The sequence below is a fragment of the Streptomyces sp. GD-15H genome (assembly GCF_045291515.1).
Taxonomy (GTDB): Bacteria; Actinomycetota; Actinomycetes; order Streptomycetales; family Streptomycetaceae; genus Streptomyces.
Window position 1 is genome coordinate 3,668,038 of the sequence record NZ_CP149447.1, and the last position, 20,779, is coordinate 3,688,816.

At 67.3% G+C, this 20,779-nt stretch carries 12 protein-coding genes and 3 pseudogenes; 7 read left to right on the forward strand and 8 right to left on the reverse strand.

From position 1 onward, the window contains the following. Window positions 1-53 precede the first annotated feature (53 nt). The 7 genes and pseudogenes from WJ438_RS17080 to WJ438_RS17110 all read left to right on the forward strand — a co-directional run. Window positions 54-617: a hypothetical protein gene (locus tag WJ438_RS17080; protein ID WP_406726018.1), complete on the forward strand. Its 564-nt coding sequence runs from the start codon at window positions 54-56 to the stop codon at window positions 615-617. After that, a complete protein-coding gene (locus tag WJ438_RS17085) occupies window positions 614-1,279 on the forward strand; it encodes a hypothetical protein (protein ID WP_406726019.1) in 666 nt (221 codons plus the stop codon). The genes WJ438_RS17080 and WJ438_RS17085 overlap by 4 nt, the downstream gene beginning before the upstream one ends. Further along, complete coding sequence (locus WJ438_RS17090; RefSeq protein ID WP_406726020.1) at window positions 1,279-3,021, forward strand: putative T7SS-secreted protein; 1,743 nt, start codon at window positions 1,279-1,281, stop codon at window positions 3,019-3,021. The genes WJ438_RS17085 and WJ438_RS17090 overlap by 1 nt, the downstream gene beginning before the upstream one ends. Next, the gene (locus WJ438_RS17095; RefSeq protein WP_406726021.1) at window positions 3,022-3,339 is read left to right on the forward strand and encodes a YrhB domain-containing protein; all 318 of its coding nucleotides are present in this window, start codon (window positions 3,022-3,024) and stop codon (window positions 3,337-3,339) included. A gap of 1 nt (window position 3,340) precedes the next feature. Then, window positions 3,341-4,639 carry a YrhB domain-containing protein gene (locus WJ438_RS17100; RefSeq protein ID WP_406726022.1) on the forward strand — a complete coding sequence of 433 codons (1,299 nt, stop codon included), beginning with the start codon at window positions 3,341-3,343 and terminating at the stop codon, window positions 4,637-4,639. Window positions 4,640-4,733: 94 nt separating this feature from the next. Continuing rightward, window positions 4,734-4,826, forward strand: a pseudogene (locus WJ438_RS17105) (LysR family transcriptional regulator); the annotation flags it as partial. Window positions 4,827-5,338: 512 nt separating this feature from the next. Continuing rightward, window positions 5,339-6,300, forward strand: a pseudogene (locus tag WJ438_RS17110) (ADP-ribosylglycohydrolase family protein); the annotation flags it as partial. A gap of 447 nt (window positions 6,301-6,747) precedes the next feature. On the opposite strand, the gene WJ438_RS17115 reads toward WJ438_RS17110, so the two are convergent. The 8 genes and pseudogenes from WJ438_RS17115 to rpoB all read right to left on the reverse strand — a co-directional run bounded on the left by WJ438_RS17115 (window position 6,748) and on the right by rpoB (window position 20,771). Then, window positions 6,748-7,647, reverse strand: coding sequence for a hypothetical protein (locus tag WJ438_RS17115; protein ID WP_406726023.1), 900 nt, complete (start codon window positions 7,645-7,647; stop codon window positions 6,748-6,750). Window positions 7,648-7,842: 195 nt separating this feature from the next. Continuing rightward, window positions 7,843-9,036, reverse strand: coding sequence for an elongation factor Tu (tuf, locus tag WJ438_RS17120; protein WP_406726024.1), 1,194 nt, complete (start codon window positions 9,034-9,036; stop codon window positions 7,843-7,845). 153 nt (window positions 9,037-9,189) lie between these two features. After that, window positions 9,190-11,316 carry an elongation factor G gene (fusA, locus tag WJ438_RS17125; RefSeq protein ID WP_406726025.1) on the reverse strand — a complete coding sequence of 709 codons (2,127 nt, stop codon included), beginning with the start codon at window positions 11,314-11,316 and terminating at the stop codon, window positions 9,190-9,192. Between the two features lie 39 nt (window positions 11,317-11,355). After that, entirely contained in the window at window positions 11,356-11,826 is a 471-nt protein-coding gene (gene rpsG / locus WJ438_RS17130; protein WP_406726026.1) for a 30S ribosomal protein S7, read from the reverse strand. Between the two features lie 2 nt (window positions 11,827-11,828). After that, a complete protein-coding gene (gene rpsL / locus WJ438_RS17135; protein ID WP_003948652.1) occupies window positions 11,829-12,200 on the reverse strand; it encodes a 30S ribosomal protein S12 in 372 nt (123 codons plus the stop codon). 329 nt (window positions 12,201-12,529) lie between these two features. Further along, window positions 12,530-13,003, reverse strand: coding sequence for a DUF1707 and DUF4190 domain-containing protein (locus tag WJ438_RS17140; protein WP_406726027.1), 474 nt, complete (start codon window positions 13,001-13,003; stop codon window positions 12,530-12,532). 274 nt (window positions 13,004-13,277) lie between these two features. Beyond that, window positions 13,278-17,177 (reverse strand): DNA-directed RNA polymerase subunit beta', encoded by a 3,900-nt coding sequence (locus WJ438_RS17145; RefSeq protein ID WP_406726028.1) that lies wholly within the window; start codon window positions 17,175-17,177, stop codon window positions 13,278-13,280. Between the two features lie 110 nt (window positions 17,178-17,287). Next, window positions 17,288-20,771: pseudogene (gene rpoB / locus WJ438_RS17150) on the reverse strand (DNA-directed RNA polymerase subunit beta). Window positions 20,772-20,779: the final 8 nt, after the last annotated feature.

Below are 20,779 nucleotides of genomic sequence, written 5' to 3' on the forward strand. Positions count from 1 at the left end.
TGCCCGACAAGGCTGTTGACCGGCCGATAAGGCTCATGTGTCAGGGTTGGGAAATGATGGACAACGGGGGTGGCGCGGGGGCGCCGGTGCGGCGTTCCCGGCTCGCCGACTACGCGGAGATGACCCGGCGGCCCGAACCGCCGGAGGCGGCCCCGGAGCCGCCGGTGCCCGAGGCCGCCGAGGGGACCGAGACACCGGGCTTGGGAGAGACGGACGAGGTCGTCGAACCGTCCGCCGAGGAAGTGGCGGCCCGCCGCCGTGAGTTCGCCTCGCTGCTGGAGGCATTCCGGGACACCGCGGTGCTGGTCCCACTCCGGAGCGGCGGATGGCTCACCACCGACTTCGGCGGCGTGCGCTGGATCCTGGCCTTCTCCGACGAATCGGCCCTGGCCCGGTACGCGTTGGCCCGCGACGAGGCTCACCAGGAGTGGACGTATCAGACGGTGCTCGGGGCACGGCTGCTGGACGTGGCGGTACCCGCGGCCGGTGTGCCCTGCGGCGTGGCGCTGGACGCGGCCGACGGCGCCGAGCACGCGGTGCTGTTTCCGCCGGTGTCGGGAGTGGTGCCCGACGCCTTCGCCGTGGATCACGTACATCAAGGGGGTGCGCCTCGATGACGGGAGGCGGCAACGGCAAGGACCTGGCGGCGATCGGTCTCGACGAGATCGCCAAGGGACTGACGCTCGCCCTGGGCGAGCTGAAGGAACTCGGCATGGTCGGCGAGGCCGGCACGGGCCGTGGCTTCGGCGACATCGCGCTGTCCGGGCTCGAACTGGGCGCGGCGGGCCTCACGAGCGCCTTCGACTCCTTCTGCGAGCGGTGGGAGTGGGGCGTGCGCTCGCTGATCAACGAGGGGAACGGGTTCGCGCTCAAGACCGGGCTGGCGGCCGGCACGTACTACGAGACCGACCAGTACGTGGAGGGCGCCATGAAGATCGGCGTCAACTCCGTCATGGGCAACCCGTACGCCTCGGAGGAGGAGATCACCGGCAAGGACTGGAAGCAGGTTCTGTCGAGCAACGCGTTCACCCACGTCAGGGACGCCGACTACAGCAAGGAGTCCTTCGAACGCGCTTGGGAGAACAGCGCCCAGGGGTGGAGAGACGCGGGCCGGGACGTGATGACCTCCGAGAACCTCGGTCTGCCGGGGGTGGGCCCGGAGAGCGTGCGCGAGCGCCTGGGGGTTTCGGATGCCCAGTACGAGCGGATGCTGGACGAGCAGTTCGGCCCTTCGCCCGAGGAACGCGCCCGTGTGCAGAGTGACGGGAGCGATGACTGATGGGCGTCCTCGACGACATCGGTGACGACCTGGGAAAGCTGAAGGACGGTCTCAACAGCGGCCTGAGGGTCGTTGAGCACGGCATCGACGCGGGCAAGAGGGTCGTCGGCGAAGGCGTCGACTGGGGCACCGACCGGCTCGGCGAAGGCCTGGACAAGGTCGGCCTGAAAGACGCCGCGGACGCGGTGGAGGACTGGGGCGACGAGCTCGCCTCCGACCTCGGCGCCACACCGGGCGAACAGCAGCTCGGCCAGACCGAGGAAGCCGACGAACTCATCCACGGGAACCCCGAAAGGATCCGGAGCAGCGCCAAACACCTCCGCGACTTCTCCACCGCCTTCGACAAGGTCGGCTCGGGGATGAAGAAGGTCGACTCCTCCAGTTGGCGCGGCGAAGGCGGAGAAACCTTCCGCGAGAAGTTCGGCGTCCACCCCACGAAGTGGCTCCGGGCCGCCGACGCCTGCGAGACAGCCGCAGGCGCACTGGAGTCCTACGCCGACACCGTCACCTGGGCACAGAGGCAGGCACAGGAAGCGATCGCGCTCTACAAGCGGGGCAAACGCGCCTCCGAGCAGGCCGTCGAGGACCACAACAAACAGGTCGACGCGTACAACGCCAAGATCAAGGCCGATCAGGACCCCGGGCCGACACCCGGGCCGTTCCGCGATCCCGGCAAGGAGACCATCCGGCAGGCGCGCGAGAACCTCGCCGAGGCGCGCAAGCAGCGCAACACCGCAGCCTCGGACGCCGAGAGGAGCATCGGGAAAGCCCTGGCCCACGCCCCGGCCGAGCCGCCGCCGCTGGAACGCATCGGCAACAACCTCGTCGACGGCTTCATGGCGGGGAACATCGAAGGCACCCACTTCGTGGGTGGTGTGGTCAAGGGCACGGCCGGCCTGGTCACCTTCGTCCGCGGCATCAACCCCGCGGACCCCTACAACCTGACCCACCCGGCGGAGTACCTCGAGAACACCTCGATGACGCTCTCCGGCCTGGTCTCCACCGTGGCCCACCCCGACCGGGCGTTGACCGCCGCGGTGGAGGGCTTCAAGAAGGACCCCTCCGAGTTCATCGGCCGCCTCGTTCCCGAACTGATCGGCACCAAGGGCGCGGGGGTGGCCCGCGGCGGCCTCCGGCTCGCGGTGAAGGAGGGAGTGGAGACCGGAATCGGAAAGGCCGCGCCCAACGGGACGAAGTTGGCCGACGACGCCGCCGGCGCGGCGTCCAAGGACTGGAGTGACCTTGCGCGGTCCACGGACCATGTCAAGGAGAGGGCGATTCACTACGAATCCGTGGACCCGAAGAAGGCCCAGGATTTCCTGGACAGCGAGTATCCATGGCTCAGGGACGTCAACAATAAAGGAAACCCTGGATACAGAGACAACTGCAGCCACAACGTCGTAACCGTGGATCGCAGACTGGACGGAGTCGACGTCAGTGCGGCACCGAAGCAGCAGCCCGACCATATTCCCCCCGAGCAGCTTGGAATGAAGGACAGGGCAAAGGGCCACTACGACATGGTCAACAGTTACGATGACGTCATCAGGGATCTCCAAGCGCGGGGTGAGGGTTCCAGAAGTGCTGTGTACATCAGCCGACCCGACGGCAGCGCACACGTGTTCAACGCTGTGAACACCAAGCACGGAGTGGTTTTCCTTGACGGCCAGAGCGGCACGCTCGGGATCCTGGAGAAAAACGTGTCATCAATCGGGCACATTCCTTACCGTAATGGGAGTTCCTAAATGTTGAGTCGGGACGAAGCCGTCGCAGCGGCTTCCGAGTACCTCAAGAAGAAGGCATATCCGGAGAAGCCTGATTCCGTGGTGATGCTCCCCGAAACGGGTATCAATTACGCATACGGCTGGACGGTTCGATTCGATTTCAAGGAGCACATCGAGACGGGCGATGCCGCTCAGGCTCCTTTCACATCGGTCGTCGTCGTGCCTCACGACGGAACGGACCCCCACTTTTCCCCGACCTATCTTCCGGTGGACCACTACATGGAATTGCAGGCATCGGGCGAGTGGCCCCACGGCTGGCCGCCGAGGAAGGACCGCTGACATGCCGAGCCCCGAGCAACAGGCCACGGCCTGGTTGAACGCCACCTACGGCGGTCTCGTCCAACTGGCCACCCCCTACCCCGTGCACGAGACCCCTGGCGCCTGGTTGATGGCCTGCCGGGCCCTGCCGCAGGCCGGCTATCCGGAAACGCCGATGCTCGCGGCCTCGGTCGTGGTGCCCAAGAACGGCGGCAGCCCCTTCCACCCGGCGCCGAGCACCCCGTTGGCCGACCTGGAGCCGGCCCCGCCGGAGGAGACGGTCCGCAGGGTCGAGAACCAGTCCCGCCGGATCAACGCCCGGGGCTGCGTCGTCTCCCTGCACTCCGCGATCAACGGTGCTCCCTCCGTGCCTCTGCCCTGGCGTCCGTCGGACGAGGCACCCGGCTGGTGGGACCGGCTGGTCCGCCGGTACTTCCCCGAATGCACACGGGTCGACGTCAGCGGCTGGGACGACGTGGTCCGCTCGGTCACGGAAACCGGGCCGGACACGCGGGGCCTGGTGTGGGTCCGGCGGGAGGTCAGCGGCCAGGAGGCGACGGGCAACCTGCTCTACGCGCACAACAACAAGGGGCAGGTGGTCCTGCTGGACGCCCTGACCTCGTCCCTCGCCCGGCTCGACCCCTCGCTGGTCCACGAACTGGTGCTGATGCGCGCGCTGCCGGGGGCCTTCACGCCACGCCGTGCCCCGTGGGAACAGCCGGCACCGGACTTCACGTCCGCCGTCGACAAGGCCCGCCGGTGGCTCCAGGACGCCTACCACGGCCAGGTCGAGCTGCACGCCCCGACGGCGCAGGACGAGACCACACGCGGCTGGGTCTTCTCCTGCAACACCACGCACTTCCTGCGCGACGGTCAGTGGCGGGACGCCATGCTCGACGCGACGGTCGTCGTCCCGAAGGACGAGTCCGCGCCGTTCGGCCTGCCCAACACCGACCCGTGGACCTGGCTGGCCCGTTGGGACGCGGGCACCACCCCGGGGACGGCGGACCTTCCGAAGCCGCCGCCTCCGGCGCGCGCCGCGTGGTTCGAGCCGACGCTCGCCGAACTCGGCCCCGTCCTGTCGGTGTCCGAGCACCGGGACTGGGCGTCGGCGATGGAAGCCGCCTCCGCCCTGCCGGTCGCGGCGCGGGCCCTGATCTGGGCGCGCCGTACCAACGGCCGGGGCCGGGAAGCCGTCGGCCGACTGGTGAACGCACTCCGCCTGGAGACCGGCGTGATGGTGGTCGACGGCTCCACGGGCGAGCCCGTCTCCTTCGACCCGACGGGGGTTCAGCTACTGCACGTGATCCGGTACCGCTGAGGTCCGCACGGAAGGGGGCGCCGGTCCCGATAATGGCCGCACCAGTTCCCACCCCGCCCCCTTCACGCCGCAAGTTCCCTTCCTCGAGCTGGAGTTGCGGCATCTGAAGACGATCATGGCGATCGCGGACGCGGGCAGCCTCACCAGCGCGGCGACCGATCTGGGCCTGGCACAGCCCGTGCTGAGCACCTCGACGTGGTACCCGATCAGGAAAGACCAACCAGCATGAGCTCCGCACACCCTGACCGCCGGATCAACCCACGCTTCGCCGAGAGCGTCGGCGGCCGCATCGTGCCGGGAGGACCACCGCGTTACGCCCGTCACACCGGACGTCCCGTGCAGTACGTGGCATTCGCCGACACCGAGAACCGAGTGCTCGGTCACGTATGGGCGAACGACGAGGACGATGCCGCTGGCGTAGAACTACACAACGCTGCGGGCCCTGATGCCTCCAACAGCGCCGGCGCTTGGGTACTGCACCTGCATTCGGCCAAGGAGCGGGGCATCGCGCCAACTCAGGCCCTGACGGAAATCATGACGCAGCCGACTGCCGCCCACGGTTTCCACATCGTGCCGGACTCCCTCGCCCAGGCCGAAAGCCTCGCCGTCCTCGACGAGCTCACCGAGCGGAAGTGGCGCAGGGACACCATCAAGGGTGGACCGACGTCAGCGATCTTCGGCCTCGCCCTCGGTGACGCCATGGGCTATCCCACCGAGTTCCTCGACATCACCCAGCTCACCAGTCGATACGGCTCCTGGCGGCAGATGGAGCTGCCCGTCCGCTCCGGCGTGGCCCGGGTCTCGGACGACACCCGGATGACCCTGGCGGTGGTCGTGGCGCTGGCGGACGTCGCGGACCACGGCGTCTCCTCCTTGACGGCCGCGACCATCGCGCCCGCCCTGCGGGCACGCTTCGTGGCGTGGCTCCGCTCTTCGGACAACAACCGCGCTCCGGGGCGGACCTGCCTGGACGCGTGCGCGGCTCTGGAGCGCGGTGTGCCGTGGCAGGAGGCCACCGTGATGGCTTCCAAGGGGTGCGGGGCGAACATGCGGGTGGCGCCGTCGGTCTGCTGCCGGGACTGACAGCGGAACAGCGCGCCGGTACGGCCCAGTTGCAGACCGCGCTGACCCACGGCCATCCCACCGCGCTTGCGGCAAGCGACCTCACCGCACACGCCGTGTGGCTGCTCACGCACAACTGCCACCCCTCGGAGCTGCTGCCGCGGCTGCACCACTACGGACGGTCCGCGCGCCGGACGTACCACGGAGACTGGCTCGGCGACCTGGCGCAGCGAGCGGGTGCGGCCGACCCCGCCGATTTCATCGCACACGGCTGGGACGAGACCCTGGCGGCTCTCGACACCGTTTCCGCCGCTCTCGACCGGCCCGACCCGGAGCGCGACCCGTGCGAGGTGGTCGGCGCGGGCTGGATCGCCGAGGAAGCTCTGGCCACCGCCCTCTACTGCTTCCTGCTCTTCCCCGAGGAGCCCGTGGCGGTCGTCCAGCGAGCGGCGTTCTCCTCCGGCGACTCCGACTCCGTCGCCGCACTGGCCGGAGCGCTCGCCGGGGCGTCGGTCGGCGGCTCGGCCTGGCCCGCCGACTGGGTAACCGCACTCGAGTACGGGGACCGGGTGCGCCCTCTCGTCTCCTTCTGGGACTCGGGCAACCCGAAGAGCTACCGCGGCCCGTCGGGGCGCCCGCATGCTCTGCACCGGCATCTCCCTGGTCAGCACGATGGTGATGGCCACCTCTGACCGGGTCCGTGACCTGGCGGTGCTGCGGCCGACCAGGGGCACCAACGGGCAGGTACCGCGACTGGTAGTCGCAGAGTCACTGCTGGTTGTCGTGGTCGACGCGCTCCTGGGACTGATCGTCGCCGGTCTCGAACTGGCCGGGATGTGGGCGGCGCTGGGCCTGCTCTCGGTGCGCCCCACACCCCGCACTGCCACGGCCGACGATCGGCGCGGTCGTGACCGCCCGCGCGTTCCTCGCGGTGCTCGCGTCGGTCGCCCCGGCCGGTCTGGCCCTGCGGCGCCGTGCGGTGGAACTCGCGGATATCCGCGAGCGGCCACCCTTTTGACGCATCGCCGCCGCGCCGCCGAACCGGCTCAGCCCGCCTCACCGCTCTCGAAGACCTCCGCCGCCGACGTGGCCGTGATCGCCCGGGTGAACCAGACATCCAACGTGTCCAGGTCACCGCACCCGGCAATACGCTCCCGCTCCTCCGCGGACACCTCGATGCCCCGGCCGTCGAGCAGCCGCAGAATGTCCTCCGCCCGGCCCTCGATCCGGCCCTCGTCACGGCCCTCCGCCCGAAGCCTCTGAGCAGTCTCCGACTGGAAGAAAGAGAGGTCGACAGCCATCAGGTGCCTCCAGAGATCCGCGGCCGGCGTCTTGCCGAGGCCTTGTTCAGTGAGTTCGATGAAGGTGCCCGCGGTGTCCTCGTCGTCGGCCGACAAGCCCTTCAGTGCCTTTGCCAGCGCATTCAGTATGGCATCGGCGTCCGGATCCCGGCGGTGCAGAGCCGCCGACAGGACCGTGAGCGGAATGTCGCGAGCGGCCTCGTCGGGGCTGGCGATCACCGGCAGACTGTCCGGTCCCAGGACCAGAGGACGCAGGGTGAGCGAGGGCCACTGCGGCGGGCCGATGTCTACCTGCCGGGCCGCCCAGGCCGCGGTGGACCGGTCCGCGCAGACGACGAGGAGGACCGGGGGGATGCCGTACTTGGCGTACAGGTGGGAGAGATAGTACGCCCAGCTCGCGGGCTTGTCGGGGGCCCGTTTCCCCTGGGACTCGACCGCCAGGATGAACTCGCCGTCCTCGGTGTCCATCCTCAGCAGCGTGTCCACCCGTCGCTCCATCGGACGGTTCTCCGTGAGGTCGGTGGGAAGCGGGGAAGCGGAAACAGGCGGCGGAAAGGAAACACCGAGCCTTCTGACGGCACGGGCGAAGAGGCCCGGGTCCTCCTGGAAGATCCGGTGCAGGGCCTCATGGGATGAGCTGAGCATGATCCGAAATTAGGGCCGACTCCCGCTCTACGGCGCGCATATGCCAACCCCTCCCGCGATCGAGTGACAGCAGGACATGGAGGTTGACACCACCGGCCCCCTGCGACACGAAAAGGCCCGCACGACCGAAGTCGTGCGGGCCCTCTCAGGTGCTCGCGGTGGAGCTACCAGGTCGGATCAGCAAGCAGCCGGAGCTTACTTGTTGATCTTGGTGACCTGGCCGGCGCCCACGGTCCGGCCACCCTCGCGGATGGCGAACTTCAGGCCCTCTTCCATGGCGATCGGCTGGATGAGCTCCACCTTCATCTCGGTGTTGTCACCCGGCATGACCATCTCGGTGCCCTCGGGGAGGGTCACGACGCCGGTCACGTCCGTCGTACGGAAGTAGAACTGCGGGCGGTAGTTGTTGAAGAAGGGGGTGTGACGGCCACCCTCGTCCTTCGACAGGATGTAGGCCTGGGCCTCGAACTCGGTGTGCGGGGTGACCGAACCGGGCTTGATGATGACCTGGCCGCGCTCGACGTCCTCGCGCTTGATGCCGCGGAGCAGCAGACCGACGTTCTCACCGGCCTGACCCTCGTCGAGCAGCTTGCGGAACATCTCGATGCCGGTGACCGTGGTGGTGGTCTTCTCGGTCTTGATGCCGATGATGTCGACGGTCTCGTTGACCTTGAGGATGCCACGCTCGATACGGCCGGTGACGACCGTACCGCGACCGGTGATCGTGAAGACGTCCTCAATCGGCATCAGGAACGGCTTGTCGACGTCACGCTCGGGAGCCGGGATCGACTCGTCCACGGCCTTCATCAGCTCGAGGACGGTGTTGCCCCACTCCTTGTCGCCCTCGAGGGCCTTCAGAGCGGAGACCTTGACGACGGGAACGTCGTCGCCCGGGAACTCGTACTCGGAGAGGAGCTCACGGACCTCGAGCTCGACGAGCTCCAGGATCTCCTCGTCGTCCACCATGTCGGCCTTGTTCAGGGCGACGACGATGTACGGAACGCCGACCTGGCGGGCCAGGAGCACGTGCTCCTTGGTCTGCGGCATCGGGCCGTCGGTGGCGGCGACCACGAGGATGGCGCCGTCCATCTGGGCAGCACCCGTGATCATGTTCTTGATGTAGTCCGCGTGACCGGGGCAGTCGACGTGGGCGTAGTGACGCGACTCGGTCTGGTACTCGACGTGCGAGATCGAGATCGTGATACCACGCTGGCGCTCTTCGGGCGCCTTGTCGATCATGTCGAAGGCCGAGGCCTCGTTCAGGTCCGGGTACGCGTCATGCAGCACCTTGGTAATGGCGGCCGTGAGGGTCGTCTTACCGTGGTCGATGTGACCGATGGTGCCGATGTTGACGTGCGGCTTAGTCCGCTCGAACTTCGCCTTCGCCACTGGGGTCCTCCTGTGGAGTGGTTCTGTACGCCTTACTCATCGGCGCCAGGTGATCTTTGCTGGAAAGCCCGGGGCCGGGGCATTCCACCGGTTTGCGGCGGAATGCCCCGAGCAGGCTCCGGGGTCAAGCCTAAAGCGTGTGAACGGAGTCCGTTACTCGCCCTTGGCCTTCGCGATGATCTCCTCGGCGACGTTCCGCGGAACCTCGGCGTAGGAGTCGAACTGCATCGAGTAGCTTGCGCGACCCGACGTCTTGCTGCGGAGGTCCCCGACGTAGCCGAACATCTCCGAAAGGGGCACGAGGCCCTTCACGACGCGAGCACCGGCCCGCTCCTCCATGGCCTGGATCTGGCCACGGCGGGAGTTGATGTCGCCGATGACCTCACCCATGTAGTCCTCGGGCGTGGTGACCTCGACGGCCATCATCGGCTCGAGGAGCACGGGCGAAGCCTTGCGCGCGGCCTCCTTGAAGGCCTGCGAACCGGCGATCTTGAACGCGAGCTCGGAGGAGTCCACCTCGTGGTAGCCACCGTCGAGAAGCGTGACGCGGACGCCCGTCATCTCGTAGCCGGCGAGGATACCGAACTGCATGGCCTCCTGCGCACCGGCGTCCACCGAAGGGATGTACTCCTTCGGGACACGGCCGCCGGTCACCTTGTTCACGAACTCGTACGAGGCGTCGCCGCCCTCGAGGGGCTCGATCGCGATCTGCACCTTGGCGAACTGACCGGTACCACCGGTCTGCTTCTTGTGGGTGTAGTCCACGCGCTCGACGGCCTTGCGGATCGTCTCGCGGTACGCGACCTGCGGCTTGCCGACGTTGGCCTCGACCTTGAACTCACGGCGCATGCGGTCGACCAGCACCTCGAGGTGCAGCTCGCCCATACCGCCGATGATGGTCTGGCCGGTCTCCTCGTCCGAGTGGACCTGGAAGGACGGGTCCTCCTCGGCCAGGCGCTGGATCGCGACACCCAGCTTCTCCTGGTCGCCCTTCGACTTGGGCTCGATGGCGACCTGGATGACCGGCGCCGGGAAGTCCATGGACTCCAGGATCACCGGCTGCTTGTCGTCGGACAGCGTCTCACCGGTGGTGGTCTGCTTCAGGCCCATGACGGCGACGATGTCACCGGCGACCACCGACTCGATCTCCTCACGCTTGTTGGCGTGCATACGGTAGATCTTGCCGATGCGCTCCTTCTTGCCCTTGACGGAGTTCAGCACGGCGGTGCCGGACACCAGGCGGCCCGAGTAGACCCGGACGAAGGTGAGCTTGCCGAGGTGCGGGTCGCTCATGATCTTGAACGCGAGGGCGGACAGCGGCTCGTCCTCGGACGGCTTGCGCTTGATCACGACCTCGGGGTCCTTGACGTCGTGGCCCTCGATGGCCTCGATGTCGAGCGGGGTCGGGAGGTAGCGCACGACCGCGTCGAGCAGGGGCTGAACGCCCTTGTTCTTGAACGCGGTGCCGCAGAACACCGGGGTGACCGTGGTCTCGGTGGACTTGCCGGACGCGATGGTGATGCGACGGATCGCGGCGTGCAGCTGCTCCTCGGTGGGCTCCTGGCCCTCCAGGTACAGCTCCATGATCTCTTCGTCGTTCTCCGCGACGGCCTCGATCAGCTTGCCGCGCCACTCCTCGGCGGCCTCGGTGTGCGTGGCCGGGATGTCGACGGTGTCGTACATCTCGCCCTTGGCGGCCTCGGCGGACCACACGAGCGCCTTCATGCGGACCAGGTCCACAACGCCGTGGAAGTCGGCCTCGGCACCGATCGGCAGCTGCATGACCAGCGGCTGCGCACCCAGGCGGTCCTGGATCATGCCGACGCAGCGGTGGAAATCCGCGCCGGTACGGTCCAGCTTGTTGACGAAGCAGATACGCGGCACGCCGTAACGGTCGGCCTGACGCCACACCGTCTCGGACTGCGGCTCGACACCGGCGACACCGTCGAACACGGTCACGGCACCGTCGAGCACTCGCAGGGAACGCTCCACCTCTACGGTGAAGTCGACGTGCCCCGGGGTGTCGATGATGTTGATCGTGTAGTCGTTGTCTTCGAGCGGCCAGTGACAGGTCGTCGCAGCAGAGGTGATCGTGATGCCACGCTCCTGCTCCTGCTCCATCCAGTCCATCGTGGCGGAACCCTCGTGGGTCTCGCCGATCTTGTACGACACGCCGGTGTAGAACAGGATCCGCTCGGTGGTGGTCGTCTTGCCCGCGTCGATGTGGGCCATGATCCCGATGTTGCGGACCTTGGCCAGGTCAAGTGAAGTGGTAGCCATAAGGCTTCAGTCTTCTCTCGGTCTCGATGTGGGTAGCGACTACCAGCGGTAGTGCGCGAAGGCCTTGTTGGACTCGGCCATCTTGTGCGTGTCCTCGCGCTTCTTCACAGCGGCACCGAGGCCGTTGCTGGCATCGAGGAGCTCGTTGAGCAGACGCTCGGTCATGGTCTTCTCGCGACGGGCGCGGGAGTAACCGACCAGCCAGCGCAGCGCCAGGGTGTTGGCGCGGCCGGGCTTGACCTCGACCGGCACCTGGTAGGTGGCACCACCGACACGGCGGGACTTGACCTCGAGGGTCGGCTTGATGTTCTCGAGAGCGCGCTTCAGCGTGATGACCGGGTCGTTGCCGGTCTTCTCGCGAAGGCCCTCCATGGCGCCGTAGACGATGCGCTCGGCGGTGGAGCGCTTGCCGTTCATCAGCACCTTGTTGATCAGGGAGGTCACCAGAGGAGAACTGTAGACCGGGTCGATGATGACCGGGCGCTTCGGGGCGGGGCCCTTACGAGGCATTCTTACTTCTCCTTCTTGGCGCCGTAACGGCTGCGGGCCTGCTTGCGGTTCTTGACACCCTGGGTGTCGAGGGAGCCGCGGATGATCTTGTAGCGAACACCCGGCAGGTCCTTCACACGGCCGCCGCGCACGAGCACGATGGAGTGCTCCTGCAGGTTGTGTCCCTCACCCGGAATGTAAGCAGTGACCTCGATACCGCTGGTCAGACGCACACGCGCGACCTTACGCAGGGCCGAGTTCGGCTTCTTCGGGGTGGTGGTGAACACACGCGTGCAGACGCCACGACGCTGAGGGGAACCCTCGAGTGCGGGCGTCTTGTTCTTCTCGACCTTGTCCTGCCGGCCCTTGCGGACCAGCTGCTGGATCGTAGGCACTACTTCTCCGGTTTCTGTGTGCCGATAGGTACAGCTAACCTGGAACGCCACCGACCCACGCGGTCGGGTGTGTCGAATCCCGCGGACTCCCGCCGCAAGGCAGAAAGAAACGCATGATTGCGGTGGCCGTTCACAGCCCCCGACGCGGTCTGACGGCACGCGCGGAGGCCAGGGCACACCCCAGGCACAAGGTCTGAGCGTACCTATAGCATTGGCTGCGGTCAAAACAAATGGGCCGTCATCCCACCTCTGCACGGAGCGAGTGAAGCCCGGGAAAGAGAATGATCTTCGAAAGGGCGGCCCCGGTCCCCTTCCGCTGCCTCCACGCGTCAGCCCGACGTGATGCCGAGCATGAACAACAGGAGCAGGATCGCGGCCCAGCCGGCCGTGGACAGCCAGCCGAGCACCAGCCCGGCCATCGCGAGCCCGTCCCCCTGCTCCCCCGAGCGCCGGATCTCCGCACGGGCCATGTGCCCCAGCACCACGGCCGGGATGCCGGTCACCCCGCCCGTCGCCAGGCACAGCACCCCGCACACCATGGACCCGATCGCCTTCTCGTTGGTCTTCTGCCGGGCCAGGAACGTCGCCGGCGCCATGGGAACGGCATGCTGCTGCACCGCCACGGTCTGCGGCACGGGGCCCTGCGGCAGATCGGCCACCAGCAGCGAGAGATCCGCCACCGTACGGGCCTGGTAGGCCCGCGCCACCCGCCGCTCGAGCTCCTGCTGGTCCAGACGGCCCTCCGCGTACCCGGCCCGGAGCACGTCCACGGTGCGCTCCCGGTCCGCGTGCGAGGCCAGCATCGGGGGCCCGCCCTGATGCGGCCCACCCGGCCCGCCCCACGGCTGTGGAACGCCTCGCCCCTGCCAGGGCTGCCACGACGGATACGGCGACTGCGACACCAGGTACCTCCCCCGACTTCCCACGTCATTCCATCATGCGCCCGAGTAAGGCCTTCCGGCACGGCCTACGCGTCACGAAACCGGTACAGGTCATCGGTACAGGCCGCGAAACGCCGCAGGGCGGTCACCCCCTTGTGCACGGGGTGACCGCCCTGCGGTACGTCAGACGATCCGCCTACTGGTTGTACGGACCGTAGTCGTAGTCCTCCAGCGGAACGGCCTGGCCGGAGCCCGTGCCGAACGGCGAGTAGTCGATGTCGTCGTAGCCGACGGCCGAGTACATCGCGGCCTTGGCCTCCTCGGTCGGCTCGACCCGGATGTTGCGGTAACGGGACAGGCCCGTACCGGCCGGGATGAGCTTACCGATGATGACGTTCTCCTTGAGGCCGATCAGGGAGTCGGACTTGGCGTTGATCGCCGCGTCCGTGAGGACCCTGGTCGTCTCCTGGAAGGACGCCGCCGACAGCCACGACTCGGTCGCCAGCGAGGCCTTGGTGATACCCATCAGCTGCGGACGACCGGAGGCCGGGTGACCGCCCTCCTGGACCACACGACGGTTCTCGGTCTCGAACTTCGAGCGCTCGACCAGCTCGCCGGGCAGCAGCTCGGCGTCGCCGGACTCGATGATCGTCACGCGGCGGAGCATCTGCCGGATGATGATCTCGATGTGCTTGTCGTGGATCGACACACCCTGCGAGTTGTAGACCTTCTGGACCTCGCCGACCAGGTGGACCTGGACGGCCCGCTGACCCAGGATGCGCAGCACGTCGTGCGGGTTGGTGGCACCCACGGTGAGCTTCTGGCCCACCTCGACGTGATCGCCCTCGCCGACCAGCAGACGGGCGCGCTTCGAGATCGGGAACGCCGTCTCGTCGCTGCCGTCGTCCGGGGTGACGACGATCTTCTTCGTCTTCTCGGTCTCCTCGATCCGGACGCGGCCGGCGGCCTCGGAGATCGGGGCGACACCCTTCGGGGTACGGGCCTCGAAGAGCTCGACGACACGCGGCAGACCCTGGGTGATGTCGTCACCGGCCACACCACCGGTGTGGAAGGTACGCATCGTCAGCTGGGTGCCGGGCTCACCGATGGACTGGGCGGCGATGATGCCGACCGCCTCACCGATGTCGACCAGCTTGCCGGTGGCCAGCGAACGGCCGTAGCACATGGCGCAGGTGCCGACGGCGGACTCGCAGGTCAGGATCGAACGGGTCTTGACCTGCTCGACGCCGTGGTGCACCAGCTGCTCGATGAGCACGTCACCGAGGTCGACGTTGGCCGGCGCGATCACCTTGCCGTCGATGACGACGTCCTCGGCGAGCATGCGGGCGTAGACGCTGGTCTCGACGTCGTCCGCCTTGCGCAGGGTGCCGTCGGCCTCCCGCTTGGCGATCCGCAGCTTCAGACCGCGGTCGGTGCCGCAGTCCTCCTCGCGGATGATGACGTCCTGGGAGACGTCGACCAGACGACGGGTGAGGTAACCCGAGTCGGCGGTACGCAGAGCGGTGTCCGCCAGACCCTTACGGGCACCGTGCGTGGAGATGAAGTACTCCAGCACGGAAAGACCCTCACGGAACGAGGCCTTGATGGGCCGCGGGATCGTCTCGTTCTTCGCGTTCGACACCAAACCACGCATACCGGCGATCTGACGCATCTGCATCATGTTGCCGCGTGCACCCGAGTTCACCATCATGAAGATCGGGTTGGTCTTCGGGAAGTTGTCGTTCATCGCCTCGGCGACCTCGTTGGTCGCCTTGGTCCAGATCGCGATGAGCTCCTGCGTGCGCTCGTCCTTGGTGATCAGACCGCGCTCGTACTGCTTCTGGACCTTCTCGTCCTGCGCCTCGTAGCCGTGGACGATCTCCTTCTTCGCCTCGGGAACGACGACGTCGGAGATGGCGACGGTGACGCCGGAACGGGTCGCCCAGTGGAAGCCGGCCGCCTTCAGGTTGTCGAGCGTCGCCGCCACGATGACCTTCGGGTAGCGCTCGGCGAGGTCGTTGACGATCTCGGAGAGCTGCTTCTTGCCGACCTCGTAGTCGACGAACGGGTAGTCCTCGGGCAGCAGCTCGTTGAAGAGCGAACGGCCCAGGGTGGTGTTCAGGCGGAAGGTGTCACCCTGCTGCCACTCCGGCTCACCCTCCTCGCGCACCGGCGGGATCCAGCCGCGCGGCGGGATGGTGCCGACCGGGAAGCGGACGTCGATCCTCGACTGGAGCGACAGCTCGCCCGCGTCGAAGGCCATGATCGCCTCGGCGACCGAGGAGAAGGAACGCTCCTCGCCCTTGAGCTCGCGCATCTCGCCGTCGGTGGTGAGGAAGAACAGACCGAGGACCATGTCCTGGGTCGGCATCGTCACCGGACGGCCGTCGGCCGGCTTGAGGATGTTGTTCGAGGACAGCATCAGGATGCGGGCCTCGGCCTGCGCCTCCGCGGACAGCGGCAGGTGCACGGCCATCTGGTCACCGTCGAAGTCCGCGTTGAACGCGGTGCACACGAGCGGGTGGATCTGGATGGCCTTGCCCTCGACCAGCTGCGGCTCGAAGGCCTGGATGCCGAGGCGGTGCAGCGTGGGAGCACGGTTCAGCAGAACCGGGTGCTCCGCGATGACCTCTTCCAGCACGTCGTACACGACCGTGCGGCCGCGCTCGACCATGCGCTTGGCACTCTTGATGTTCTGCGCGTGGTTCAGGTCGACCAGGCGCTTCATCACGAACGGCTTGAACAGCTCCAGCGCCATCGCCTTCGGCAGACCGCACTGGTGCAGCTTCAGCTGCGGACCGACGACGATCACGGAACGCGCGGAGTAGTCCACGCGCTTGCCGAGCAGGTTCTGACGGAAGCGGCCCTGCTTGCCCTTGAGCATGTCGGACAGCGACTTCAGCGGACGGTTGCCGGGGCCCGTCACCGGGCGGCCACGACGGCCGTTGTCGAAGAGCGCGTCGACGGCCTCCTGGAGCATGCGCTTCTCGTTGTTCACGATGATCTCGGGCGCGCCGAGGTCGAGAAGCCGCTTCAGGCGGTTGTTGCGGTTGATCACGCGGCGGTACAGGTCGTTCAGGTCGGAGGTCGCGAAGCGGCCACCGTCCAGCTGCACCATCGGACGCAGGTCCGGCGGGATGACCGGCACGCAGTCCAGCACCATGCCCTTGGGGCTGTTGCTGGTCTGCAGGAACGCGGAGACGACCTTGAGGCGCTTGAGCGCACGGGTCTTCTTCTGGCCCTTGCCGGTGCGGATGATCTCGCGGAGACGCTCGGCCTCCTCCTCGAGGTCGAAGGACTCCAGGCGCTTCTGCAGCGCCGCGGCACCCATCGAGCCGTCGAAGTACGTGCCGAAGCGGTCACGCAGCTCGCGGTAGAGCAGTTCGTCGCCCTCGAGGTCCTGGACCTTGAGGTTCTTGAACCGGTTCCACACCTCGTCGAGACGGTCGATCTCGCGCTGCGCGCGGTCGCGCAGCTGCTTCATCTCACGCTCGGCGCCTTCGCGCACCTTGCGGCGCACGTCGGCCTTGGCGCCCTCGGCCTCGAGCTCGGCCAGGTCGGTCTCGAGCTTCTTGGCGCGGGCCTCCAGGTCGGCGTCGCGACGGTTCTCGACCTGCTGGCGCTCGACGGAGACGTGCGCCTCCAGCGAGGGCAGGTCGCGGGTGCGGCGCTCCTCGTCGACGTACGTGATCATGTACGCCGCGAAGTAGATGACCTTCTCCAGGTCCTTCGGGGCGAGGTCGAGCAGGTAGCCGAGGCGCGACGGAACGCCCTTGAAGTACCAGATGTGCGTGACGGGCGCGGCGAGCTCGATGTGGCCCATCCGCTCACGGCGCACCTTGGCGCGAGTGACCTCGACGCCACAGCGCTCGCAGATGATGCCCTTGAAACGGACGCGCTTGTACTTGCCGCAGTAGCACTCCCAGTCCCGGGTCGGACCGAAGATCTTCTCGCAGAAGAGTCCGTCCTTTTCGGGCTTGAGGGTGCGGTAGTTGATGGTCTCGGGCTTCTTGACCTCGCCGTGGCTCCACTGACGGATGTCGTCAGCGGTGGCCAGGCCGATCCGGAGCTCGTCGAAGAAGTTGACGTCGAGCACTATGCGTCAATCCCTCTCAGGGTCGTGAGTCTTGGGGTCTGATACGGGGGTCCTGGGCCGGCCGGAGGCTCAGGGATCTTCATCGCTGAACCTCCGGACCGAAACTCCCGTCAGACCTCTTCGACGCTGCTCGGCTCGCGCCGGGACAGGTCGATGCCGAGCTCCTCCGCAGCGCGGAAGACGTCCTCGTCGGTGTCACGCATCTCGATGGACATACCGTCGCTGGACAGCACCTCCACGTTCAGGCACAGGGACTGCATCTCCTTGATGAGGACCTTGAAGGACTCGGGGATGCCCGGCTCGGGGATGTTCTCGCCCTTGACGATGGCCTCGTAGACCTTCACGCGGCCGGTGACGTCGTCGGACTTGATGGTCAGCAGCTCCTGGAGGGCGTACGCGGCGCCGTACGCCTCCAGCGCCCACACCTCCATCTCGCCGAAGCGCTGGCCACCGAACTGGGCCTTACCACCCAGCGGCTGCTGGGTGATCATCGAGTACGGACCGGTCGAGCGGGCGTGCAGCTTGTCGTCGACCAGGTGGTGCAGCTTGAGGATGTACATGTAGCCGACCGAGATCGGCTCCGGGAACGGCTCACCGGAGCGGCCGTCGAACAGCCGCGCCTTACCGCTCGGGAGCACCATGCGCTCGCCGTCGCGGTTCGGGATGGTGTGCTGCAGCAGGCCGGCCAGCTCGTCCTCGCGCGCACCGTCGAAGACCGGGGTCGCGACGTTGGTGCCGGGCTCGACCCGGTCGGCGCCGATGTCCCGCAGGCGCTCCGCCCATTCCTCGGCGAGGCCGGAGACGTCCCAGCCGCGGCTGGCGAGCCAGCCGAGGTGGATCTCCAGTACCTGTCCCGGGTTCATTCGGGACGGCACACCCAGCGGGTTGAGGATGATGTCGACCGGGGTGCCGTCCTCCAGGAACGGCATGTCCTCGATCGGCAGGATCTTCGAGATGACGCCCTTGTTGCCGTGGCGGCCGGCGAGCTTGTCACCGTCGGTGATCTTGCGCTTCTGCGCGACGTAGACGCGCACCAGCTGGTTCACACCGGGGAAGCTCGTCGCCCTCCTCGCGGTCGAAGACGCGCACGCCGATGATCTTGCCGATCTCGCCGTGCGGCACCTTCAGCGAGGTGTCACGGACCTCACGGGCCTTCTCACCGAAGATCGCGCGCAGCAGACGCTCCTCGGGGGTCAGCTCGGTCTCACCCTTGGGCGTGACCTTGCCGACGAGGATGTCGCCGGCGACGACCTCGGCACCGATGCGGATGATGCCGCGCTCGTCGAGGTCGGCGAGGACCTCCTCGGAGACGTTCGGGATGTCCCGGGTGATCTCCTCGGGGCCGAGCTTGGTGTCACGGGCGTCGACCTCGTGCTCCTCGATGTGGATCGAGGAGAGGACGTCGTCCTGCACGAGGCGCTGCGACAGGATGATCGCGTCCTCGTAGTTGTGACCCTCCCACGGCATGAACGCGACCAGCAGGTTCTTGCCGAGCGCCATCTCGCCGTTCTCGGTGGCCGGACCGTCGGCGAGGACCTGGCCCTCGATGACGCGGTCGCCCTCGTTGACGATGACCTTCTGGTTGACCGAGGTGCCCTGGTTGGAGCGGGCGAACTTGGCCAGGCGGTACGTGATGTACGTGCCGTCGTCGTTGGTGGTGGTGATGTAGTCCGCGGAGACCTCCTGGACCACACCCGCCTTCTCGGCCTTGACCACGTCACCGGCGTCGGCGGCGGAGCGGTACTCCATGCCGGTGCCGACGAGCGGGGCCTCGGACCTGATCAGCGGCACGGCCTGACGCATCATGTTCGCGCCCATGAGGGCACGGTTGGCGTCGTCGTGCTCGAGGAAGGGGATCATGGCGGTCGCGACCGACACCATCTGGCGCGGCGAGACGTCCATGTAGTCGACCTCGTCGGGGCTGACGTAGTCGACCTCACCGCCCTTGCGGCGGACCAGCACGCGGGCCTCGGCGAACCGCAGTTCGTCGGTGAGCGGGGCGTTGGCCTGCGCGAGGACGAAGCGGTCCTCCTCGTCTGCGGTCAGGTAGTCGACGTCGTCGGTGACCTGGCCGTCGTTCACCTTGCGGTACGGGGTCTCGACGAAACCGAACGCGTTGACCCGGCCGTAGGAGGCGAGCGAGCCGATCAGGCCGATGTTCGGGCCTTCGGGCGTCTCGATCGGGCACATGCGGCCGTAGTGCGAGGGGTGTACGTCACGGACCTCGAAGCCGGCCCGCTCACGGGAGAGACCACCCGGGCCGAGCGCGGACAGACGACGCTTGTGCGTCAGCCCGGACAGCGGGTTGTTCTGGTCCATGAACTGGGACAGCTGGCTGGTGCCGAAGAACTCCTTGATGGAGGCGACGACCGGCCGGATGTTGATCAGGGTCTGCGGCGTGATCGCCTCGACGTCCTGCGTGGTCATGCGCTCACGCACGACGCGCTCCATCCGGGCCAGACCCGTGCGGACCTGGTTCTGGATGAGCTCGCCCACGCTGCGCAGGCGACGGTTGCCGAAGTGGTCGATGTCGTCCGTCTCGACGACGATGGTCTGGCCGCTGTCGCCGACGGTCTCGATCTCACCGGCGTGCAGCTTCACCAGGTACTTGATCGTCGAGATGACGTCCTCGACGGTCAGCACGCCCGCGTCGAGCGGCGCGTCGGCACCCAGCTTCTTGTTGACCTTGTAGCGGCCGACCTTGGCGAGGTCGTAGCGCTTGGGGTTGAAGTAGAGGTTCTCGAGCAGCGTCTGCGCGGCCTCGCGGGTGGGGGGCTCGCCCGGACGCAGCTTGCGGTAGATGTCGAGCAGCGCGTCGTCCTGGCCCTGGGTGTGGTCCTTCTCCAGGGTGGCGCGCATGGACTCGTACTCGCCGAACTCCTCGAGGATCTGCTCGGTGGTCCAGCCGAGCGCCTTGAGCAGGACGGTGACGGACTGCTTGCGCTTGCGGTCGACGCGGACGCCGACCATGTCGCGCTTGTCGATCTCCATCTCCAGCCAGGCACCCCGGGACGGGATGATCTTGGCGGAGAAGATGTCCTTGTCGGACGTCTTGTCGATGCTGGAGTCGAAGTAGACACCCGGCGAACGGACCAGCTGCGACACCACGACACGCTCGGTGCCGTTGATGACGAAGGTGCCCTTGTTCGTCATGAGCGGGAAGTCGCCCATGAAGACGGTCTGGGACTTGATCTCGCCGGTCTCGTTGTTGGTGAACTCGGCGGTGACGAAGAGCGGCGCCGCGTACGTGAAGTCACGGTCCTTGCACTCGTCGATGGAGTTCTTCGGCGGCTCGAAGCGGTGGTCGCGGAAGGTCAGCGACATCGACCCGGAGAAGTCCTCGATCGGGGAGATCTCCTCGAAGATCTCCTCCAGACCGGACTTGGTGGGGACGTCCTGACCGTTCTCCAGAGCGGCCTCGACGCGAGCCTTCCAGGCGTTGTTGCCGAGCAGCCAGTCGAAGCTCTCGGTCTGCAGCGCAAGAAGGTTCGGAACCTCGAGGGGCTCCTTGATCTTTGCAAAAGAGATGCGCAGCGGGGCGGTGCTGGCAGCGTTGTTCATATTCGCGGTCGAGGCATTGCGCGAGGCGGCCAAGAGGGGGT

What these genes read in the sequence shown, in the direction of transcription:
- WJ438_RS17080 (WP_406726018.1), top strand. Translation starts at nt 54, where the DNA reads ATGATGGACAACGGGGGTGGCGCGGGGGCGCCGGTGCGGCGTTCCCGG.
- WJ438_RS17085 (WP_406726019.1), top strand. Translation starts at nt 614, where the DNA reads ATGACGGGAGGCGGCAACGGCAAGGACCTGGCGGCGATCGGTCTCGAC.
- WJ438_RS17090 (WP_406726020.1), top strand. Translation starts at nt 1,279, where the DNA reads ATGGGCGTCCTCGACGACATCGGTGACGACCTGGGAAAGCTGAAGGAC.
- WJ438_RS17095 (WP_406726021.1), top strand. Translation starts at nt 3,022, where the DNA reads ATGTTGAGTCGGGACGAAGCCGTCGCAGCGGCTTCCGAGTACCTCAAG.
- WJ438_RS17100 (WP_406726022.1), top strand. Translation starts at nt 3,341, where the DNA reads ATGCCGAGCCCCGAGCAACAGGCCACGGCCTGGTTGAACGCCACCTAC.
- WJ438_RS17115 (WP_406726023.1), bottom strand. Translation starts at nt 7,647, where the DNA reads ATGCTCAGCTCATCCCATGAGGCCCTGCACCGGATCTTCCAGGAGGAC.
- fusA (WP_406726025.1), bottom strand. Translation starts at nt 11,316, where the DNA reads ATGGCTACCACTTCACTTGACCTGGCCAAGGTCCGCAACATCGGGATC.
- rpsG (WP_406726026.1), bottom strand. Translation starts at nt 11,826, where the DNA reads ATGCCTCGTAAGGGCCCCGCCCCGAAGCGCCCGGTCATCATCGACCCG.
- WJ438_RS17140 (WP_406726027.1), bottom strand. Translation starts at nt 13,003, where the DNA reads ATGCTGGCCTCGCACGCGGACCGGGAGCGCACCGTGGACGTGCTCCGG.